Origin of the sequence: Nocardioides sp. GCM10027114 (assembly GCF_042659625.1) — a bacterium.
GTDB lineage: Bacteria > Actinomycetota > Actinomycetes > Propionibacteriales > Nocardioidaceae > Nocardioides.
Map to the genome: position 1 here is coordinate 1 of NZ_JBHSSS010000001.1, position 19,905 is coordinate 19,905.

At 72.0% G+C, this 19,905-nt stretch carries 15 protein-coding genes and 1 rRNA gene; 12 read left to right on the plus strand and 4 right to left on the minus strand.

What is annotated here, in order from left to right:
- Positions 1-8: 8 nt before the first annotated feature.
- A 5S ribosomal RNA gene (gene rrf / locus ACFP2E_RS00005) occupies positions 9-125 on the plus strand.
- Between the two features lie 102 nt (positions 126-227).
- Positions 228-1,160, plus strand: coding sequence for a tetratricopeptide repeat protein (locus ACFP2E_RS00010; RefSeq protein WP_378522233.1), 933 nt, complete (start codon positions 228-230; stop codon positions 1,158-1,160).
- Positions 1,161-1,281: 121 nt separating this feature from the next.
- On the opposite strand, the gene ACFP2E_RS00015 is transcribed toward ACFP2E_RS00010, so the two are convergent.
- The 4 genes from ACFP2E_RS00015 to ACFP2E_RS00030 form a co-directional block, all read right to left on the minus strand.
- On the minus strand, positions 1,282-2,025 hold the full coding sequence (locus ACFP2E_RS00015) for a succinate dehydrogenase/fumarate reductase iron-sulfur subunit (protein WP_378522232.1): 744 nt from the start codon (positions 2,023-2,025) through the stop codon (positions 1,282-1,284).
- The gene (locus tag ACFP2E_RS00020; protein WP_378522236.1) at positions 2,022-4,049 is read right to left on the minus strand and encodes a fumarate reductase/succinate dehydrogenase flavoprotein subunit; all 2,028 of its coding nucleotides are present in this window, start codon (positions 4,047-4,049) and stop codon (positions 2,022-2,024) included. Before ACFP2E_RS00020 ends, ACFP2E_RS00015 begins: the two co-directional genes overlap by 4 nt.
- Positions 4,050-4,074: 25 nt before the next feature.
- On the minus strand, positions 4,075-4,779 hold the full coding sequence (locus ACFP2E_RS00025) for a succinate dehydrogenase cytochrome b subunit (RefSeq protein ID WP_378522231.1): 705 nt from the start codon (positions 4,777-4,779) through the stop codon (positions 4,075-4,077).
- Between the two features lie 136 nt (positions 4,780-4,915).
- On the minus strand, positions 4,916-5,983 hold the full coding sequence (locus ACFP2E_RS00030; protein WP_378522230.1) for a glycosyltransferase: 1,068 nt from the start codon (positions 5,981-5,983) through the stop codon (positions 4,916-4,918).
- Between the two features lie 156 nt (positions 5,984-6,139).
- Here ACFP2E_RS00030 and ACFP2E_RS00035 point away from each other — a divergent pair, with 156 nt between their 5' ends.
- The 10 genes from ACFP2E_RS00035 to ACFP2E_RS00080 all read left to right on the plus strand — a co-directional run bounded on the left by ACFP2E_RS00035 (position 6,140) and on the right by ACFP2E_RS00080 (position 19,816).
- Complete coding sequence (locus ACFP2E_RS00035; protein ID WP_378522229.1) at positions 6,140-6,913, plus strand: hypothetical protein; 774 nt, start codon at positions 6,140-6,142, stop codon at positions 6,911-6,913.
- The gene (locus ACFP2E_RS00040) at positions 6,913-8,781 is read left to right on the plus strand and encodes a fumarate reductase/succinate dehydrogenase flavoprotein subunit (RefSeq protein WP_378522228.1); all 1,869 of its coding nucleotides are present in this window, start codon (positions 6,913-6,915) and stop codon (positions 8,779-8,781) included. Before ACFP2E_RS00035 ends, ACFP2E_RS00040 begins: the two co-directional genes overlap by 1 nt.
- A 10-nt stretch (positions 8,782-8,791) precedes the next feature.
- Entirely contained in the window at positions 8,792-9,568 is a 777-nt protein-coding gene (locus ACFP2E_RS00045) for a succinate dehydrogenase/fumarate reductase iron-sulfur subunit (protein ID WP_378522227.1), read from the plus strand.
- Between the two features lie 226 nt (positions 9,569-9,794).
- Positions 9,795-11,543: a methylmalonyl-CoA mutase family protein gene (locus ACFP2E_RS00050; RefSeq protein ID WP_378522226.1), complete on the plus strand. Its 1,749-nt coding sequence runs from the start codon at positions 9,795-9,797 to the stop codon at positions 11,541-11,543.
- Positions 11,540-13,708: a methylmalonyl-CoA mutase gene (scpA, locus tag ACFP2E_RS00055; RefSeq protein WP_378522225.1), complete on the plus strand. Its 2,169-nt coding sequence runs from the start codon at positions 11,540-11,542 to the stop codon at positions 13,706-13,708. Before ACFP2E_RS00050 ends, scpA begins: the two co-directional genes overlap by 4 nt.
- Positions 13,705-14,712, plus strand: a complete 1,008-nt coding sequence (meaB, locus tag ACFP2E_RS00060) for a methylmalonyl Co-A mutase-associated GTPase MeaB (protein ID WP_378522224.1) — start codon at positions 13,705-13,707, stop codon at positions 14,710-14,712. The genes scpA and meaB overlap by 4 nt, the downstream gene beginning before the upstream one ends.
- A 126-nt stretch (positions 14,713-14,838) precedes the next feature.
- On the plus strand, positions 14,839-15,954 hold the full coding sequence (locus tag ACFP2E_RS00065) for a ScyD/ScyE family protein (RefSeq protein ID WP_378522223.1): 1,116 nt from the start codon (positions 14,839-14,841) through the stop codon (positions 15,952-15,954).
- Positions 15,955-16,122: 168 nt separating this feature from the next.
- The gene (locus tag ACFP2E_RS00070) at positions 16,123-17,208 is read left to right on the plus strand and encodes a ScyD/ScyE family protein (RefSeq protein ID WP_378522222.1); all 1,086 of its coding nucleotides are present in this window, start codon (positions 16,123-16,125) and stop codon (positions 17,206-17,208) included.
- 130 nt (positions 17,209-17,338) lie between these two features.
- Positions 17,339-18,565 (plus strand): amidohydrolase, encoded by a 1,227-nt coding sequence (locus ACFP2E_RS00075; protein ID WP_378522221.1) that lies wholly within the window; start codon positions 17,339-17,341, stop codon positions 18,563-18,565.
- A 165-nt stretch (positions 18,566-18,730) separates the two neighbouring features.
- Positions 18,731-19,816, plus strand: a complete 1,086-nt coding sequence (locus ACFP2E_RS00080; RefSeq protein ID WP_378522220.1) for a BMP family protein — start codon at positions 18,731-18,733, stop codon at positions 19,814-19,816.
- Positions 19,817-19,905: the final 89 nt, after the last annotated feature.

Sequence of the window (19,905 nt, forward strand, 5' to 3'; positions counted from 1 at the left end):
ACCAGAGTTACGGCGGCCATAGCGAACGGGAAACACCCGGTCCCATCCCGAACCCGGAAGTTAAGCCGTTCAGCGCCGATGGTACTGCAACCGCGAGGTTGTGGGAGAGTAGGACGCCGCCGGACAACTATTAGCGTGGAGGCCACCCGGCAACGGGTGGCCTCCACTGCATTTCACCCCCAGTAGAACCAGCACCGACCAGGTCTTCCCCCGAGGAGTGAGCAGCCGTGGCAGAACAGCGGCGCAGTCAGCGTCCCAGCAACGAGGGCAAGGGACCGCGCAGCGGCGGACCCCGTCAGGGCGGAGGCCGGGACCAGCGCGGCGGTGGTGGACGCGACCGCGACCAGCGGTCCGGCGGCCGTGACCAGCGGTCGGGCGGCAGCCGCGACCAGCGCGACCAGCGCGGCGGCCCGCGGCCGGCCCGGAAGTCCGACTGGAAGCGGCCTGCCGACAAGCAGGGTCCGCGGTCTGAGGAGCAGGCCCGCTACGACGGCCCGGAGCTCCCCGAGGAGATCACCGGGCGAGAGCTCGACCGCTCGGTGGCGGCGCAGCTCAAGGGCCTGCCGGAGAAGCTCGCGGCCCGCGTCGCGCGGCACCTCGCCGCTGCGGGCATGCTGATCGACGAGGACCCCGAGACCGCCTACCAGCACACCCTGGCGGCACGCGCCCGCGCGGCCCGGCTCGCGGTCGTCCGCGAGGCGTGCGGCGAGGCGGCGTACGCCGCGGGGCACTACGCCGAGGCGCTGTCGGAGCTGCGCGCCGCCAAGCGGATGAACGGCGCGACCGCCTACCTCCCGATCATGGCCGACTGCCACCGTGCCCTCGGTCAGCCCGACCAGGCGCTGAAGCTGGCCAAGAGCCCCTCCGTGGCCAACTTCGAGCCCGAGGCGAAGGCCGAGATGACCATCGTCGAGGCCGGCGCCCGGCGCGACCTGGGGCAGCTCGACGCGGCCCTGCGGACCCTCGAGCTGGCGCCCCTGAACACGAAGACCCGTGCGCCGTGGGTGGTGCGGCTGCGGTACGCCTACGCGGACACGCTCGAGGCCGCCGGCCGCGAGAACGACGCGCTCGCGTGGTTCCACCGGACCCACGCCATCGACGGCGAGCAGCTCACCGACGCGGCCGAGCGGGCGGACCTGATCGAGCGCCGGATGAGCTGAGCGCTCCGGCTCTGCGGGGCCGGCAACAGCCCCCTGAAACGCCGAACTGCCGCCAGTTTCCCTCTGCGAGGGGAACTGGCGGCAGTTCGCGTTGTGGACCAGGTGAACTGGTGGCAGCTCGCTACTTGCCGTGGCGCATCGCTGCGTGGAGGTCCCAGTTGAGGCGGGAGATCACGTCGAGCGGGATCTCCTTGGGGCAGGCCGCGGTGCACTCGCCGATGTTGGTGCAGCCGCCGAAGCCCTCGTGGTCGTGCTGGGCGACCATGTTGACGACGCGGTCGTCGCGCTCCGGCTGGCCCTGCGGCATCTCACCGAGGTGGGTGATCTTCGCGCCCATGAACAGCGAGGCGGAGCCGTTGGGGCAGGCCGCCACGCAGGCGCCGCAGCCGATGCAGGTGGCGACGTTGAAGGCACGCACCGCGTTGTCGCGGGGGACCGGCACGGAGTGCGCCTCGGGGGCGGAGCCGGTGTTGACGGAGATGTAGCCGCCGGACTGGATGATCCGGTCGAACGCGCCGCGGTCGACGCAGAGGTCCTTCACGACCGGGAACGCGTCGGCGCGCCACGGCTCGATGACGATCTCGTCGCCGTCCTTGAAGGAGCGCATGTGCAGCTGGCAGGTCGTGGTGACCTCCGGGCCGTGCGCCTCGCCGTTGATCATCAGGCCGCACATGCCGCAGATGCCCTCGCGGCAGTCGGAGTCGAAGGCCACCGGCTCCTCGCCCTTGCCGATGAGCTCCTCGTTGAGCACGTCGAGCATCTCGAGGAACGACATGTCCTCGGAGACGCCCTCGAGCTCGTAGGTCTTCATCTCGCCGGGGGTGGCGGCGTCCGGCTGGCGCCAGATCTTGAGGGTCAGTCTCACTTGTAGCTCCGCTGCTTCATCTCGATGGCCGTGTAGACCAGGTCTTCCTTGTGCAGGACCGGCGTCTCGCCGTCGCCCGCGAACTCCCAGGCCGCGACGTACGCGAACTGGTCGTCGTGGCGCAGGGCCTCGCCGTCCTCGGTCTGGGACTCGGCGCGGAAGTGGCCGCCGCAGGACTCGCGCCGGTTCAGCGCGTCGATGCACATCAGCTCGCCCAGCTCGAAGAAGTCGGCCACCCGGCCGGCCTTCTCCAGCGACTGGTTCAGCGACTCGGCACTGCCCAGGACGCGCACGTTGCGCCAGAAGTCTTCCTTCAGGCTCCGGATCAGGTCGATGGCCTTGCGCAGGCCCTCGGCGGTCCGCTCCATGCCGCAGTACTCCCACATGATGTTGCCGAGCTCCCGGTGGTAGGAGTCGACGCTGCGGGTGCCGTTGTTGTTCATGAAGTGGTCGATACGGGACCGCACGGACTCCCGGGCCTCCACGACCGCGGGGTGGTCCTCGGCGATCGGCTCGAACGGGCCGTCGGCGAGGTAGTCGCGGATCGTGTGCGGCAGCACGAAGTAGCCGTCGGCCAAGCCCTGCATCAGCGCCGAGGCACCGAGGCGGTTGGCGCCGTGGTCGGAGAAGTTCGCCTCGCCGGTCACGAACAGGCCGGGGATCGTCGACTGCAGGTCATAGTCGACCCACAGGCCGCCCATCACGTAGTGCACCGCGGGGTAGATGCGCATCGGCACCTGGTAGGGGTTCTCCCCGGTGATCCGCTGGTACATGTCGAAGAGGTTGCCGTACTTCTCGCGCACGGCGTCCTCGCCCAGGCGGCTGATCGCGTCGGCGAAGTCGAGGTAGACGCCGCGCCGGACGCCGTCGACCTCGGGGCCGACGCCGCGGCCCTCGTCGCAGACGTACTTGGCTGCGCGCGAGGCGATGTCGCGGGGGACCAGGTTGCCGAAGGAGGGGTAGATCCGCTCCAGGTAGTAGTCGCGGTCCTCCTCGGGGATCTGCCGCGGGTCCTTGTCGCAGTCGGCCTTGTTCTTCGGCACCCAGATCCGGCCGTCGTTGCGCAGGGACTCGCTCATCAGCGTCAGCTTCGACTGGTGCGAGCCGGAGACCGGGATGCAGGTCGGGTGGATCTGCGTGTAGCAGGGGTTCGCCATGTAGGCGCCCTTGCGGTGCGCGCGCCAGGTGGCGGTGACGTTGCAGCCCATGGCGTTGGTCGACAGGTAGAAGACGTTGCCGTAGCCGCCGCTCGCGAGGACGACCACGTCGGCGAGGTGGGTCTCGATCTCGCCGGTGACCATGTCGCGGGCGATGATGCCGCGGGCCTTGCCGTCGACGACGATCAGCTCGAGCATCTCGTGGCGGGTGAACTCCTCCACGGTGCCGGCGGCGACCTGGCGCTCCATGGCCTGGTACGCGCCGAGCAGCAGCTGCTGGCCCGTCTGGCCGCGGGCGTAGAAGGTGCGGGACACCTGCACGCCGCCGAAGGAGCGGTTGTCGAGCAGGCCGCCGTACTCGCGGGCGAACGGGACGCCCTGCGCGACGCACTGGTCGATGATGTTCACGCTGACCTCGGCCAGCCGGTAGACGTTCGACTCGCGCGAGCGGTAGTCGCCGCCCTTGACGGTGTCGTAGAAGAGGCGGTGAGCCGAATCACCGTCCTCCTTGTAGTTCTTGGCGGCGTTGATGCCGCCCTGCGCGGCGATCGAGTGGGCCCGGCGCGGGGAGTCCTGGTAGCAGAACGACTTCACGCGGTAGCCGGCCTCGCCCAGGGTGGCCGCGGCGGAGGCGCCGGCCAGGCCGGTGCCGACGATGATCACCGAGAGCTTGCGGCGGTTGGCCGGGTTGACCAGCCTGGCCTCGAACTTGCGGGTGCTCCAGCGCTCGGCGATGGGCAGGTGGTTCGGCGCCTTGGTGTCGGCGACCGGGTCGCCGAGCACGTAGTAGCCGGCGGCGTCGTCGGTGTGATCGTCGCCGAGGTCGATGTCCGCCGACGCCTCGTAGGCGCTGGTGGTGTCGGGCATGTCGGGCTGGTCGGTCATGACTCCCCTACTTCGTGATGACGCCGGTGAGGACGGCGAGCGGGACGAGCGAGAAGCCACCGGCGATCACGACGGCGACGATCACCCCGAGCGTCTTGGCGTTGGTGCGGGCGCGGGCGTTGTTGGTGAGGCCGAGGGTCTGGGAGGCACTCCAGACGCCGTGGTGGAGGTGCATCCCCAGCGCGGCCAGCGCGAGCAGGTAGATCACCGTCATCCACCACACCTCGAAGGTGTCGACCAGCAGGTTGTACGGGTCGTTGGTGGCGCCGCCCTGCACGTTGACCTTGCCGATCGTGAAGTTCAGCAGGTGCCAGACGATGAAGAGGAGCAGCGCAAGCCCGCCCCACCGCATCCAGCGCGAGGAGAACGACGAGTGGCGGTTCTTCTTCACCACGTACTTCTGGCTGCGGGCGCTCTGCGCGCGGCGCCACAGGGTCACCGCGGCGTACACGTGCACGACGAGCGAGACCAGCAGCACGACCCGGACGGTCCACAGCAGGCCGCCGTAGGGCAGCAGTGGCTCGCCGAACTCGCGCAGGTGCTCGGCGTACTCGTTGAACGCGTCGTGGCCGGCGAAGGCCTTGAGGTTGCCGTACATGTGCAGGAGCACGTAGCCGATGAAGATGATGCCGGTGACGGCCATCAGCATCTTCAGGGCGATGGTCGAGCGCGTCGAGCGCGCTCCCTTCACGAGGGACGTCGTTGCTGCCACGTCATCACACGCTACCGGGCGTTTCACGACCGTCCGCGTCCGGGGAGTGTGAGATTTCCCTGAGAGCCGTGGCGCTGAGCGGTGAACGGGCCTTGGGGGAGCCGTTGCGGGCGGCCAGGCCGTGGCCCGCCGGGGGTCAGGCGGCGCTGGGACCGGTCGCGCCGCGGCCCAGCAGCGGGGCGTAGTGGCGGTCGACGAGCTCGGTGACGGCGGCGTGCCAGTCGCGACGCACGGCGAGCTCGCGCCCGCGGGCGCCGAGCAGCGCCCGGCGCGGGTCGGCGGCGACGGCAGCCACCGCCTCGGCCAGCCCCAGGGGACGGCCGGGGTCGTAGAGCAGGCCGGTCTGCAGCGGCCGGACCACGTCCACGGCACCGCCGGCCGCGGGGGCGACGACCGGGACTCCGCTGGCCGCGGCCTCGCGCAGGCTGTGGCAGCAGGTCTCCCGACGCCCCGGGTGCACGAGCACGTCGAACGCGGCCAGGGCGCGGGTCAGGTCCCCGGTCCCCAGCGGCCCGGTGAAGCGGGCGTCCGGCAGCCGGGAGGACAGCCAGCGGCGCTGCGAGCCGTCGCCGACGACGACCAGCCGGGTCCCCGGCAGGCTCGCGAGCTGCGCCAGGTCGGCGACGTGGTGCCGGCGCTCGAGGGCGCCGACGAAGCCGACGACGACGCGCGGACCGTCCGGCGCGCCCGCGCGGGCCCACCGGGCGTGCTGGAAGTCGTCGCGCAGCTGCGGACCGAAGGCGCGGGTGTCCACCCCGGGCTGCCACAGCCTGGGCCGCACACCCAGCCGCTCCACCTGGCCCGTCATCCAGGCCGACGTGACCACGACGGCGTCGGCGCGCTCGCCGACCTTGGCCCGCCACGTCTCGGCGTACGACGACGGCACCGGCGTCTGCTGCGCCACCAGGGTCCGCGCGCCGAGGGCGCGGGCGTGCTCGAGCGCGCGGCGGCCGAGGGGGCCGGGGGAGGTGACGTGGACGAGCTCGGGCCCGAACTCCGCCAGTGCCGCGCGGACCTGGTCGCTGCGCCGCGGGCGGCGGACGCGGACGACCCGGGCGCCGCGGTAGCTGCCCAGGCCCGGGGCGGGGGCGACCAGCAGGACGCGGTGGCCGGCCTCGACCAGGTGGTCGGCGACGGCCTTCACCGTGGTCGTGGTGCCGTCGACCGCGGGGTAGAACGACTCGGCGACGAGGGCGATGCGCATGTCCCGAGGGTCGCCGGGCCGTGGGACGACCGGGCAGCGACGAGCTGACATCCGGGTGAACTCGTCCGGTGTGGCCCCTTTCACATCCGGCCGGGACCGGACAGACTGCGACGCGTTGCACCCGCCCCCGGGGAAGGGAAGAGGATGACGACAGGCGTGACCGGGCCCCGCCGGGCCAGCATCGACGCACGGACGTTGCGCACCGACCGGTGGTGGCTGGCGCCGCTGACGACGTTCGTGGTCTTCTCCGGCTTCGTCGTGTACGCGACGTGGCGGGCCTTCGCGGACGAGTTCTACTACGCCTCGCCGTACCTCTCGCCGTTCTACTCGCCGTGCCTGGGCGACTGCATCGCGGGCGCGTCGGACTTCGGCCAGCCGTTCGCCGGCTTCCCGCTCTCCCCGGCGCTGCTGATCCTGGTGTTCCCGCTGGGCTTCCGGATGACCTGCTACTACTACCGGAAGGCCTACTACCGGGCGTTCTGGCTGTCGCCGCCGGCCTGTGCGGTCGCCGAGCCCCACGGCTCCTACTCCGGGGAGACCCGCTTCCCGCTGGTCTTCCAGAACGCCCACCGCTGGTTCTGGTACGCCGCGGTGCTGGTCGGCCTGATCCTCTCCTTCGACGTGGTCCTCGCGTTCCGCAACGAGGACAAGGAGTGGGGCCACATGGGCCTCGGCACGCTGCTGATGCTCATCAACGTCATCTACATCTGGCTCTACACGCTGTCGTGCCACTCGTGCCGGCACGCCGTCGGCGGCCGGCTGCGGCACTTCTCCAAGCACCCGGTGCGCTACCGGCTCTGGACCTGGGTCTCCCGGCTGAACGGGCGCCACGCCCGCTACGCCTGGATCTCGCTGTTCTCGGTGGCGCTGGTGGACCTGTACATCATGCTGCTCGCCCGCGGCGTGTTCGACGACCCGAGGTTCTTCTGATGAGCGACACCCGCCACCCGATGACCGGCAACGAGATGTCCGGTGCCGAGCAGGGCGGTCTCGAGCGGCACTCCTACGACGTGGTCGTGGTCGGGGCCGGCGGAGCCGGCCTGCGCGCGGCGATCGCGGCCCACGAGGCCGGCGCCCGCACCGCCATCGTCTGCAAGTCCCTGCTCGGCAAGGCGCACACGGTCATGGCCGAGGGCGGCATCGCCGCGGCGATGGGCAACCGCTGGCCCGAGGACAACTGGGAGGTGCACTTCCGGGACACGATGCGCGGCGGCAAGATGCTCAACCACTGGCGGATGGCGCAGCTGCACGCCCAGGAGGCGCCGGAGCGGGTGCAGGAGCTCGAGGACTGGGGCGCGCTGTTCGACCGCACCGAGGACGGCCTGATCTCGCAGCGCGACTTCGGCGGCCACCGCTACGCCCGGCTCGCGCACGTCGGCGACCGGACCGGCCTGGAGATGATCCGCACGCTGCAGCAGCGGGCGGTCGCGCTCGGCATCGACGTGTTCATGGAGTGCACAGTCACCGAGCTGCTCAAGGACGAAGCGGGCCCCGACGGGGGTGACCGGATCGCCGGCGCGTTCGGCTACTGGCGCGAGACGGGCCGGTTCGTGGTCTTCGAGGCGCCCAGCGTCATCCTCGCCACCGGCGGCATCGGCAAGTCGTTCAAGGTGACGTCCAACTCCTGGGAGTACACCGGCGACGGGCACGCGCTCGCGCTCCGGGCCGGCGCCAGCCTGCTGAACATGGAGTTCGTGCAGTTCCACCCGACCGGCATGGTGTGGCCGCCGTCGGTGAAGGGGCTGCTCGTCACGGAGTCGGTCCGCGGCGACGGCGGCATCCTCAAGAACTCCGAGGGCAAGCGGTTCATGTTCGACTACATCCCGGAGTTCTTCAAGGCCGAGACCGCCGACAACGAGGACGAGGCCGACCGCTGGTACGACGACAAGAAGAACAACCGCAGGCCACCCGAGCTGCTGCCCCGCGACGAGGTCGCCCGGGCCATCAATGCCGAGATCAAGGCCGGCCGCGGCACCCCCCACGGCGGCATCTACCTCGACATCGCCTCCCGGCGCAGCCCGGAGTTCATCCGCAAGCGACTGCCGTCGATGTACCACCAGTTCAAGGAGCTCGCGGACGTCGACATCACGCAGGAGCCGATGGAGATCGGCCCCACCTGCCACTACGTGATGGGCGGTGTGGAGGTCGACCCCGACACCGAGCTGTCGGCGGTCCCGGGGCTGTACGCCGCGGGGGAGGTCGCCGGCGGCATGCACGGCTCCAACCGCCTCGGCGGCAACTCGCTGTCGGACCTGCTCGTCTTCGGCCGGCGGGCCGGCGAGGCCGCGGCGGCGTACGCCGACGGGCTGGGCGGGTCGCGACCGGCCGTGGCCGACGCCGACGTGAAGGCCGCGCAGCAGCAGGCGCTGGCGCCGTTCGAGTCCACCGGCGGGGAGAACCCGTACACCATCCAGCAGGACCTGCAGCAGGCCATGAACGACCTGGTCGGCATCATCCGCACCGGCGCCGAGCTCGAGCGCTCGCTCGAGGAGATCGAGGCGTTCAAGGAGCGGGCGCGCCACCTCGTGGTGGAGGGCCACCGGCAGTACAACCCCGGTTGGCACCTCGCCCTCGACCTGCGCAACATGCTGCTGGTCTCGGAGTGCATCGCGAAGGCGGCGCTGGCGCGGACGGAGTCCCGCGGCGGCCACACCCGCGACGACTTCCCGGCAACGGACGACAGCTGGGGCGGGAAGAACCTCGTGCTCCGGCTCAACGGCTCCGGCGACGGCGTCGACCTGACCGAGCAGACCCTCCCTGCCATGCCCGACGAGCTGAAGAAGTTCTTCGAGAAGTGAGGACCGCCTGATGGGCTACCAGCTGAAGATGCGGATCTGGCGCGGCGACGAGTCGGGCGGCGACCTCGGCGACTACACCGTCGAGGTCTCCGAGGGCGAGGTGGTGCTCGACGCCATCCACCGGGTGCAGGCGACCCAGGCCGGTGACCTCGCGGTCCGCTGGAACTGCAAGGCCGGCAAGTGCGGCTCCTGCAGCGCCGAGGTCAACGGCCGGCCGCGGCTGATGTGCATGACCCGGCTCTCCGACTTCGACCAGGCCGAGACCATCACGGTGACCCCGATGCGGACCTTCCCGGTCATCCGCGACCTCGTCACCGACGTCTCCTACAACTACGAGAAGGCGCGCGAGCTGCCGTCGTTCGCGCCGCCGCCGCGGGACGCCGACGGCAAGCGACGCATGGCGCAGGTCGACGTCGAGCGGGGCCAGGAGTTCCGCAAGTGCATCGAGTGCTTCCTCTGCCAGGACACCTGCCACGTGATCCGCGACCACGACGACAACAAGCCGGCCTTCGCCGGGCCGCGGTTCTTCCTGCGGTACGCCGAGCTCGACATGCACCCGCTCGACACCCACGACCGCCGGCAGCTCGCCCAGGAGGCGGCCGGCATCGGGATGTGCAACATCACCAAGTGCTGCACCGAGGTCTGCCCCGAGGGCATCCGGATCACCGACAACGCGATCATCCCGATGAAGGAGCGCGTCGTGGACCGGAAGTTCGACCCGCTGGTGTGGCTCGGCAACAAGATCGGCGTGCGGAGCAAGGACTACGACGGCCGCACCGAGGTTTGAGGCGGGGGCGGCGGAGCGATCCCCGGATATCCGGGGATCGCTCCGCTTCTCGGGTACTCGAGTGGCCGAGAAGTGCCGCTCGTGGCCGAGGAGTGTGACGGCTGGTCCTCGCGGCGGGAGTGTCCTGGTCCGTGGCGGCCGTCGGATATTTCACACCGGGTGGTGGCCGTCACTGCGTGGCTCCTAGGGTTCGGACCATGACGATCGTCTGCGGATGGTGCGCGCCATGAGCCAGGTCGAGGGCGGCCTCGACGAGCCCGCCGAGCTCGAGCCCGAGCAGGGTTCGCTCGCGCTCGCCGCGCCCGAGGACGACCACGATCGCGCCGCCTGGGAGAAGGCCGCGGCGGCCGTGCTCCGCAAGTCCGGCCGCCTCTCCGACGAGGACCCGGACGCCGCGGTCTGGGACAAGCTGACCCGGACGACGCTCGACGGCATCCCGGTGCCGCCGCTCGGCACCCCCGACCTGCTCGAGGATCTCGCCACCAGCGGCCGGCCGACCCGGATGGGCGAGTGGGACGTCCGCACCCCGGTCGACCTCGCCGACCCGAAGGCCGCCAACGAGGCCGCCCTCGTCGACCTGCAGAACGGCGCCACCTCGCTGTGGCTCCAGACGGCCCCCGACGCCGACCTGGCCACCGTGCTGGACGGCGTGCTGCTCGACCTGGCGCCGGTCGTGCTCGACGCCCGCCCTGCCGGCTCCGAGTCGCTCGCCCTGGCCGAGGCGTTCCTCGCCCACGCCGGTGGCCGCGAGCTCCACCCCGGCACCAACCTCGGGGTCAGCGGCACGGCCGCCGACGACGCCCTCGTCGCCGCGGCGCAGCTCGGCCGCAGGGCCGGCGTCCTGGCCGTCGTCGTCGACGCCACCGAGGTGCACGACCGCGGCGCCTCCGACGCGCAGGAGCTCGCCCACTCGCTCGCCGTCGGCGCCCGGGTCCTGCGGGTGCTCACCGGCGCCGGCCTGTCGGTCGACGAGGCCGCCCGCCTCGTGGAGTTCCGCTACGCCGCCACCGACGAGCAGTTCCCGACCATCGCCAAGCTGCGGGCCGCCCGCCGGCTCTGGGCGCGGGTGCTCGAGCTCAGCGACGCCTCGCCGCAGGAGACGCACGGCTGGGCGCAGCGCCAGCACGTCGTCACCAGCCGGCCGATGATGAGCAAGTACGACCCGTGGGTGAACATGCTCCGCACCACCGTCGCGGCCTTCGCCGCCGGCGTCGGCGGGGCGGACTCCGTGACCGTGCTGCCGTTCGACACCCCGCTCGGCGTGCCCGACGCGTTCGGCCGCCGGATCGCCCGCAACACCTCGTCGCTGCTGATCTCCGAGTCCCACCTCGCCCGGGTGGCGGACCCCGCCGGCGGCGCCTACGCCGTCGAGAAGCTCACCGACGACCTCGCGCGCGCCGCCTGGGAGCTGTTCGGGCGGGTCGAGGACGGCGGGTCGCTGGACGACGCGATCGCCGGGACCGTCGCGCGCCGCGAGGCCGAGGTCGCCCGCCGCAAGCGCCCGCTCACCGGGCTCACCGAGTTCCCGAACCTCGCCGAGACGCTGCCGGAGCGGCAGCCGGCGCCCGGCGCCGACGAGGTGCGCCGCTACGGCGCGAGCTTCGAGGCGCTGCGCGACGAGCCCGTCGAGGCACACGTCTTCCTGGCCACGCTCGGCCCGATCGCGACCCACACCGCCCGCGCCACCTTCGCGTCCAACCTGCTGGCCGCCGGCGGCATCGCCGTCGACGTGGCCGGCCCGACGGCCGACGCGGACGCCGTCGTCGCGGCGTACGACGGGCAGGCGGTCGTCTGCCTCGCCGGCGCCGACGCGACGTACGCCGAGTGGGGCGCCGAGGCGGCCGCCCGGCTCCGCGAGGCGGGTGCGCGCCACGTGATCATCGCCGGCAAGCCGACCGACTACGCGGACGACTCCTGCGCGGTGGGTGTCGACGCCCTGGACTTCCTGACCCGGACGAGGAGCAAGCTGGCATGAGCGTCCCGAAGAGCTTCAGCGGACTTCCGTTGGTCTCGACGAGCTCGACCGACGTGGGTGGGGGCTCGGCTTCCGAGCGGCCCGAGGCCTGGATGTCGCCGGAGGGAATCGCCGTCCAGCCGTCGTACGGCCCCGACGACGTCGCCGGCCTCGACGCGCTCGCGACCTGGCCCGGGCTGAGCCCGTTCCTGCGCGGTCCCTACCCGACGATGTACACCACCCAGCCGTGGACGATCAGGCAGTACGCCGGGTTCTCCACCGCCGAGGAGTCCAACGCGTTCTACCGGCGCAACCTCGCCGCCGGGCAGAAGGGCCTGTCGGTCGCGTTCGACCTCGCGACCCACCGCGGCTACGACTCCGACCACCCGCGGGTCCGCGGCGACGTCGGCATGGCGGGCGTGGCGATCGACTCGATCTACGACGCGCGCACCCTCTTCGACGGCATCCCGCTCGACAGGATGAGCGTCTCGATGACGATGAACGGCGCGGTGCTGCCGGTGCTCGCGCTCTACATCGTCGCGGCCGAGGAGCAGGGGGTGAAGCCGGAGCAGCTCACGGGGACCATCCAGAACGACATCCTCAAGGAGTTCATGGTCCGCAACACCTACATCTACCCGCCGGTGCCGAGCATGCGGATCATCTCCGACATCTTCGCGTTCACCGCGGAGCGGATGCCGCGCTTCAACTCGATCTCGATCTCCGGCTACCACATCCAGGAGGCCGGGGCGACGGCCGACCTCGAGCTCGCCTACACGCTCGCGGACGGCGTCGAGTACCTCCGCGCCGGGCTCGACGCTGGCCTCGACATCGACGCCTTCGCGCCGCGGCTGTCCTTCTTCTGGGCGATCGGCATGAACTTCTTCATGGAGGTCGCCAAGATGCGGGCGGCCCGCGCGCTGTGGGCGCGGCTGGTGCGCCAGTTCGACCCGCAGAACCCCAAGTCGCTGAGCCTGCGCACCCACTCGCAGACCAGCGGCTGGTCGCTCACCGCGCAGGACGTCTTCAACAACGTGCAGCGCACCTGCATCGAGGCGATGGCCGCGACCCAGGGGCACACCCAGTCGCTGCACACCAACGCCCTCGACGAGGCGATCGCGCTGCCGACCGACTTCTCGGCCCGCATCGCCCGCAACACCCAGCTGCTGCTGCAGCAGGAGAGCGGCACCACCCACACGATCGACCCGTGGGCCGGCTCCTGGTACGTCGAGCGGCTCACCCACGACCTCGCCGAGCGCGCCTGGGCGCACATCCTCGAGGCCGAGCGCGCCGGCGGCATGGCCAAGGCGATCGAGCAGGGCATCCCGAAGATGCGCATCGAGGAGGCCGCGGCCCGCACCCAGGCCCGGATCGACGCCGGCGTCCAGCGCGTCATCGGGGTCAACACCTACCGGCTCGCCGACGAGGACCCGCTCGAGGTGCTCAAGGTCGACAACGACGAGGTCTACCGGCAGCAGGTCGCCAAGCTGGAGCGGCTGCGCGCCGAGCGCGATAACGACGAGGTGCGCCGGTCCCTGGAGGCGCTCACGAACGCCGCCGACTCCGGCGACGGCAACCTGCTCGAGCTCTCGGTCGACGCGGCCCGCGCCAAGGCGACGGTCGGCGAGATCTCCGACGCGCTGGAGAAGGTCTACGGCCGCTACCAGGCGGTGATCCGTACGATCAGCGGCGTGTACCGCGACGAGGCCGGCTCCGCCGGGGGCGAGCTCGTGCAGCGGGTCGTCGAGGCCGCCGACGAGTTCGAGGAGCACGAGGGCCGCCGGCCGCGCATCCTCGTCGCCAAGATGGGCCAGGACGGCCACGACCGTGGCCAGAAGGTCGTCGTCAGCGCCTTCGCCGACATGGGCTTCGACGTCGACGTCGGGCCGCTGTTCTCCACGCCCGAGGAGGTCGCCCAGCAGGCGATCGACGCCGACGTCCACATCGTCGGGGTCTCCTCGCTGGCGGCGGGCCACCTGACGCTGCTGCCCGAGCTGCGGCGCGCGCTCGCCGACGCCGGCCGGCCGGACATCATGGTCGTCATCGGCGGCGTGATCCCGCCCGACGACGTGCCGACGCTCCAGGAGATGGGGGCGTCGGCGGTGTTCCTGCCCGGCACGGTCATCGCCGAGTCGGCGCTCGACCTGCTCGGCAAGCTCTCCGACCAGCTGGGGCACGGTCACGCGTGACCCGTCCGGGGCAGGACGTGGGGGAGCTGGCCGCGGGGGTCCGTGACGGGAACCGCGCGCTCGTCTCGCGCGCCATCACGCTCGTGGAGTCGTCGCGGCCGCAGCACCGGGCGCTCGCGCGGGAGCTCCTCGCCGAGCTCGCGCCCGACGCCGGGGGAGCTGTCCGGGTCGGGATCTCCGGCGTGCCCGGCGTCGGGAAGTCGACCTTCATCGAGGCCCTCGGCACCCGGCTCACGGCCGCCGGCAAGCGGGTCGGGGTGCTGGCCGTGGACCCGTCGAGCGTCCGCACCCGCGGCTCGGTGCTCGGCGACAAGACCCGGATGGCGAAGCTCGCCGCTGACCCCGGCGCGTTCGTGCGGCCCTCCCCGTCGGCCGGCACGCTCGGCGGCGTCGCCCGCGCCACCAGCCAGGCGATGACGGTCCTCGAGGCCGCCGGCTACGACGTCGTGCTGGTCGAGACCGTGGGCGTCGGCCAGTCCGAGGTCACCGTCGCCGGCATGGTCGACACCTTTCTCTTCCTCACCCTGGCCCGCACCGGCGACCAGCTGCAGGGCATCAAGAAGGGCATCCTCGAGATCGCCGACGTCATCGCGGTCAACAAGGCCGACGACGTGGGCGGCGACGACCGGGTGCGGGAGGCGCGCACCGCCGCCCGCGAGCTCGCGGGTGCGCTGCGGCTCGTCCACGGGCGGCACGCCTGGGCGCCTCCCGTCATCACCTGCTCGGCGCTGACCGGCGACGGCGTCGACGAGGTGTGGCAGCGGGTGCTGGCCCACCGCGACCACCTGGGGGAGCGGGGGCTCCACGACAAGCGGGCGCAGCAGCAGCTCGACTTCACCTGGGCGCTGGTGCGCGACGAGCTGGCCGACCGGCTCCGCCGCTCCGCGCCGGTAGCGGCCATCCGCGACGACGTGCGCGACGCGGTCCTGGCCGGTGAGCTGCCCGCCACCGCGGCCGCCGACCGCATCCTCGCGGCGTACGACGAGGGTGGCCGGGAGGGCTGACCCCCCGCCGTTCCGCAGGTCTGGACCGGACCCGCACACCTCTCGTACACCTCGCAACGTCCGGCGACAGCGCCCTCCGGCGCGCGTCAGGGTCGCTTCCTCGACCCCGACCCGACCGGAGGAACCATGTCCCCAGGGAAGCTGCCCGCACGTACCGCGCGACGGACCCTCGTGCCCGCCGCGATCGCCGCCCTCGCGCTCGTGGGCGGGCTGTCCGCGCCGGCGAAGGCCGGCGTCGCCGAGGAGCCCGTGGTGGGCGGCCTGATCACGCCGCTCAGCCTGGCGATCGCCCCCGATGGCACGGTCTACGTCGCCCAGAACTTCGCCGGGATGCTGACCCGCGCCACGCCCGGTGCCGAGCCGGAGGTCGTCTACACCGCCGCCGAGGGCACCGAGGTGGGTGCGGTCTCCGTGTCCGGGGGCGAGGTCACCTTCGCGACGAGCTTCATGGGCCGCCCCCAGGACACCCGGCTCATGCGGCTGGGCGAGGGCGGCTCGGCGACCGAGGTCGCCGACCTGTGGGCCTTCGAGAAGGCCAGCAACCCGGACGGCGGCATCCGCTACGGCATCGTCCGTCTCTCCGAGTCCTGCAAGGACCGCTTCGGCAAGGGGGAGAGCTGGATGCTGCCCTACCGCGGCATCAAGGAGTCCCACCCCTACGCGTCCACCACCGTCGCCGGCACCACCTACGTCGCGGACGCCGCGGCCAACGCGGTGCTCGAGGTGTCGGCCACGGGCGAGGTGGCCACCACCGCGGTGCTCCCCGCGACCAGGGTCGAGATCACCAGGAAGATCCGCAAGGCCCTCGAGCTGCCGCGGTGCGCGCAGGGCAAGACCTACAAGCTCGAGGCCGTGCCGACCGACGTGGAGGAGGGCCCGGACGGCAACCTCTACGTCACCACGCTGCCGGGCGGCCCCGAGATCCCGCAGATGGGACGCAACGGCGCGGTCTACCGCATCGACGTCGGGACCGGCTCGGTGCGCCGGGTGGCCGGCGGGCTGGTGACGCCCACCGGCCTGGCCATCGGCCCGGACGGCACCTCGTACGTGTCGATGCTCTTCGCCAGCACGATCCTGGAGCAGCCGCTGCTCGGCGAGCCCGGCACGCTCGCGGAGGTGCCGCTGCCCGGTGACGTGGAGTACCACGACGGTCGTGTCTACGCGACGGTGACCGACCTGATGAGCGACGGCAGCCAGCCGCCGAGCGGTGAGGTCCGCAGCTGGACGGTGGGCGTCGACTGACGCCGACGCGCGACGGCACACCGGGGGAGGCCCCCGGTCGCACCGGCCCTCACGGGCCAGCGGCCGGGGGTCGGCTGGGTGGGCAGAACATGGCCTCGTTGGGGTATGTGGCAGGGGACCACGGCGCCCCAGACTGAGCGCACCTGTCGCCGTCACCGGGGGTGCCCCATGGTCCGTTCGTCACGTCCTGTCCTCGCGACCGTCGCCCTGGCGACCGCCGCCTTCCTCGCGGGCACACTCGCCCCGTCCGCCGCCGCGCCGTCGGCCGCGGGGAGGTCCGCGCCGCCGGACACGTTCCGCCAGGTCGCAGGCGGGCTCGACGCGCCGCTCAGCCTCGCCGTCTCGGGCAACGACAGCCTGTGGGTGGCTCAGTCGTTCGCCGGCAACCTGACCCGCCAGCGCCCCGGCCGGGAGCCCCGCGTCGTGTGGCAGGGCAAGCGGGTCTCGACCGCCGGGGTCTCGGTGCGCCGCAAGAAGGTCGTCTTCACCACCGCCGGCCGCGACGCCCTGCTGTGGCGCTTCGTGCGACGCGGTCACGCGCGTCAGATCGCCGACATCGGTCGCTTCGAGCGCAACCACAACCCGGACAGCGGCACCGCCTACGGCCTGCCGGACCTCGACGCCGAGTGCGCGGCCCAGTGGCCGGTCGAGATGGCCGGGCCGCACACCTACACCGGCATCGTCGAGAGCAACCCCTACGCCACGGAGATGACCGGCCACGGCATCTACGTCGCCGACGCCGCCGGCAACGCGATCCTGCACGTGGCCCGGGGCAACGTGTCGCTGGTCTCGGTGCTGCCGACCATCCCGATCGTGATCACGGCCGAGGTCGCGGAGGAGTTCGGGCTGCCCGCGTGCGTCGTGGGGGAGACCTACCACTTCGAGCCGGTGCCCACCGACGTGGAGATGGGCCGCGACGGGATGCTCTACGTCACCAGCCTCCCCGGCGGTCCCGAGGGACTGGGCGCCAACGGGTCCGTGTTCCGGATCGACCCCTCCACGGGAGTCGCCGAGCGGCTCGTCACGGGCCTCGTGACCGCGACCGGGCTGGACCTCAACCGCGAGGGTGACATCTATGTCGCACAGCTCTTCGCCGGCGAGATCGTGAGGATCCCGGCGGGGACCACCACGCCGGAGCGGTACAAGCAGGTCACGCTGCCCGCCGACGTCGAGTGGCGGGCCGGGCGCATCTTCGCCACGACGATGACGCTGGCGGGCCCCGGTGCGGGGGCCGTCGAGAGCTGGGCCGACTAGTCGCCTGGGTCCGGGTGGGGCCCTGGGCTGGGTCCCGGGCGGAGTGGGGCACTCCGCCCGGGCCCCGTTCGTCCCGGGTTCCGTCGTGGCCGCCCGGGCGTCCCCCCGGTGAACTACCCTTGACGGTGCGATGTCCCACCCCGATTCCCCCGACGCCCCCGACAGCCCTGACAGCCCCGACGGCTCAGCGCTGATCGAGGCCGTCGTCGACAAGTACGCCGACGAGCTCGTCGACCTGCGCCGCGACCTGCACGCACACCCCGAGCTCTCCTGGCAGGAGCACCGCACCACCCGGCTGGTCGCCAACCGGCTCGAGGAGGCGGGGCTCCGGGTGACCACGCCCGGAGGCGCCACCGGTGTCGTCGCCGAGATCGGCGACAGCGGCCCGCTCGTGGCGCTGCGCGCCGACCTCGACGCGCTCCCGGTCGAGGACACCACGGGTGAGGCCTGGGCGAGCCGCACTCCCGGCGTCGCCCACGCCTGCGGCCACGACGTCCACACCGCCGGCCTCGTCGGCGCCGCGCTCGCCCTCGGCGAGCTGCACTCGCGCGGGCTGCTGCCGGGCCGGGTCCGGCTGCTCTTCCAGCCGGCCGAGGAGGTCATGCCGGGCGGCGCGCTCCGGCTCATGGACGCCGGTGCGCTGGACGGGGTGGTGCGCATCTTCATGCTCCACTGCGACCCCTCGCTCGACGTGGGGCAGGTCGGCCTCCGCGAGGGCGCCCTCACCGGCGCCGCCGACGCGCTCGACGTCAAGCTCACCGGTCGGGGCGGGCACACCTCGCGCCCCCACCTCACCCAGGACCTGACCTTCGCCCTCGGCAAGGTCATCACCGAGCTGCCCGCGATCATCTCGCGCCGGCTCGACCCGCGGGCCGGCGTCAGCGTCGTCTGGGGCAAGATCCGCGCCGGCTCCGCCCACAACGTCATCCCCGGCTCCGGGCAGGCCGCCGGCACGGTCCGCATGCTCGACGCGGTCGCGTGGGCCGAGGCCGAGACGCTGGTGCGCCAGGTGATCGACGAGATCGTGGCGCCGTACGGCGTGACCGCTGTGGTCGACTACAAGCGCGGCGTCCCGCCCGTGGTCAACGAGGCCGCCTCGACGCGGGTGCTCGGCGCCGCCATCGAGCGGGCCGTGGGCCGCGACGGCCTGGTCGGCACCACCCAGTCGCTGGGTGGGGAGGACTTCGGCTGGTTCCTCGACCGGGTCCCCGGCGCCATGGCCCGGCTCGGCACCCGCACCCGCGGCGGACCGACGTACGACCTCCACCAGGGCAACCTGCGGGTCGACGAGCAGGCCACCCTCATCGGCGCGCGCGTGCTCGCGGAGGCCGCCGTGGGTGCGCTGCTGGCGCCCTGACCCGGGCGGGCCAGTCGTTCGGTGGCGGCGGGGTCACTGACTGATAACAGTTCCGTGTCCACGCTCGGATCGGCGTTCTCGACGTCTAGGGTGTGCGGCGAGTGTGCGCCCAGTCACGGGCGCGACCGACACAGATATGGAGGCGCCGTGAAGAAGACGGCACGCGTGGCAGCCCTTGTGAGCATCGCCGCCCTGACCCTCGCCTCGTGCGGCGAGCGGTCGACCGACAACGGAGCCACCGGCTCGGAGTCCCCGACGGCCTCCGACACGGCGACCGCACCGTCGGAGCAGTACCCCGACGTCAAGGCCTGCATGGTCTCCGACTCCGGTGGCTTCGACGACAAGTCGTTCAACCAGACCTCCTACGCCGGCCTCCAGAACGCCGAGTCCAACATGGGCGTGCAGACCGCCGAGGTCGAGTCGAACGCGCCGTCGGAGTTCACCGACAACATCAACGCGATGGTCCAGCAGAACTGCAACGTCATCGCGACCGTCGGCTTCCTGCTCGGCGACTCGACGCTGGCAGCCGCCAAGAAGAACAAGAACGTCGACTTCGCGATCGTCGACTTCGCCTACTTCGACGACAAGGGCGAGAACACCGCCCCGAAGAACCTGAAGGGCCTGACGTTCAACACCGCGGAGCCCGCCTACCTGGCCGGCTACCTCGCCGCGGCCAAGTCGGAGACCGGCGTGGTCGGCACCTTCGGCGGCCTCAACATCCCGACCGTGACGATCTACATGACCGGCTTCGTGCAGGGTGTCGAGCGGTACAACGAGGACAACGGCACCGACGTCCAGGTCGTCGGCTGGGACCCGGAGTCGGGCAAGGGCTCGTTCACCAACGACTTCGAGTCGAAGACCAAGGGCCAGTCCACTGCGGAGGAGATGATCACGCAGGGCGCTGACATCATCTTCCCGGTCGCCGGTCCCGCCGGCCTCGGTGGCCTCCAGGCCGCCCAGGACAACGACGTGTGGGGCATCTGGGTCGACACGGACGGCTGCGAGTCGGCCGCCGAGTACTGCGACATCCTGCTGACCTCGGTCACCAAGGGCCTCGATGTCGCCGTGGAGGAGGCCATCCGTGCCTCCGCCGCGGGCGAGTTCGACAACGAGGTCTACGTCGGCACGCTCGAGAACGGCGGCGTCGGTCTGGCGCCGTTCGGCCCGAACGCCGACGTCGACGACGAGCTCGCCGACAAGATCGAGGAGCTCAAGCAGCAGATCATCGACGGCGAGATCACCGTCGGCTGACGAGCTGACCAGCAGCACCCGACAGGTCGGGGCGGGGTATCCCGCCCCGACCTGCACGTTCTAACCTCGTCGTTGACCCTCCCGCCCGG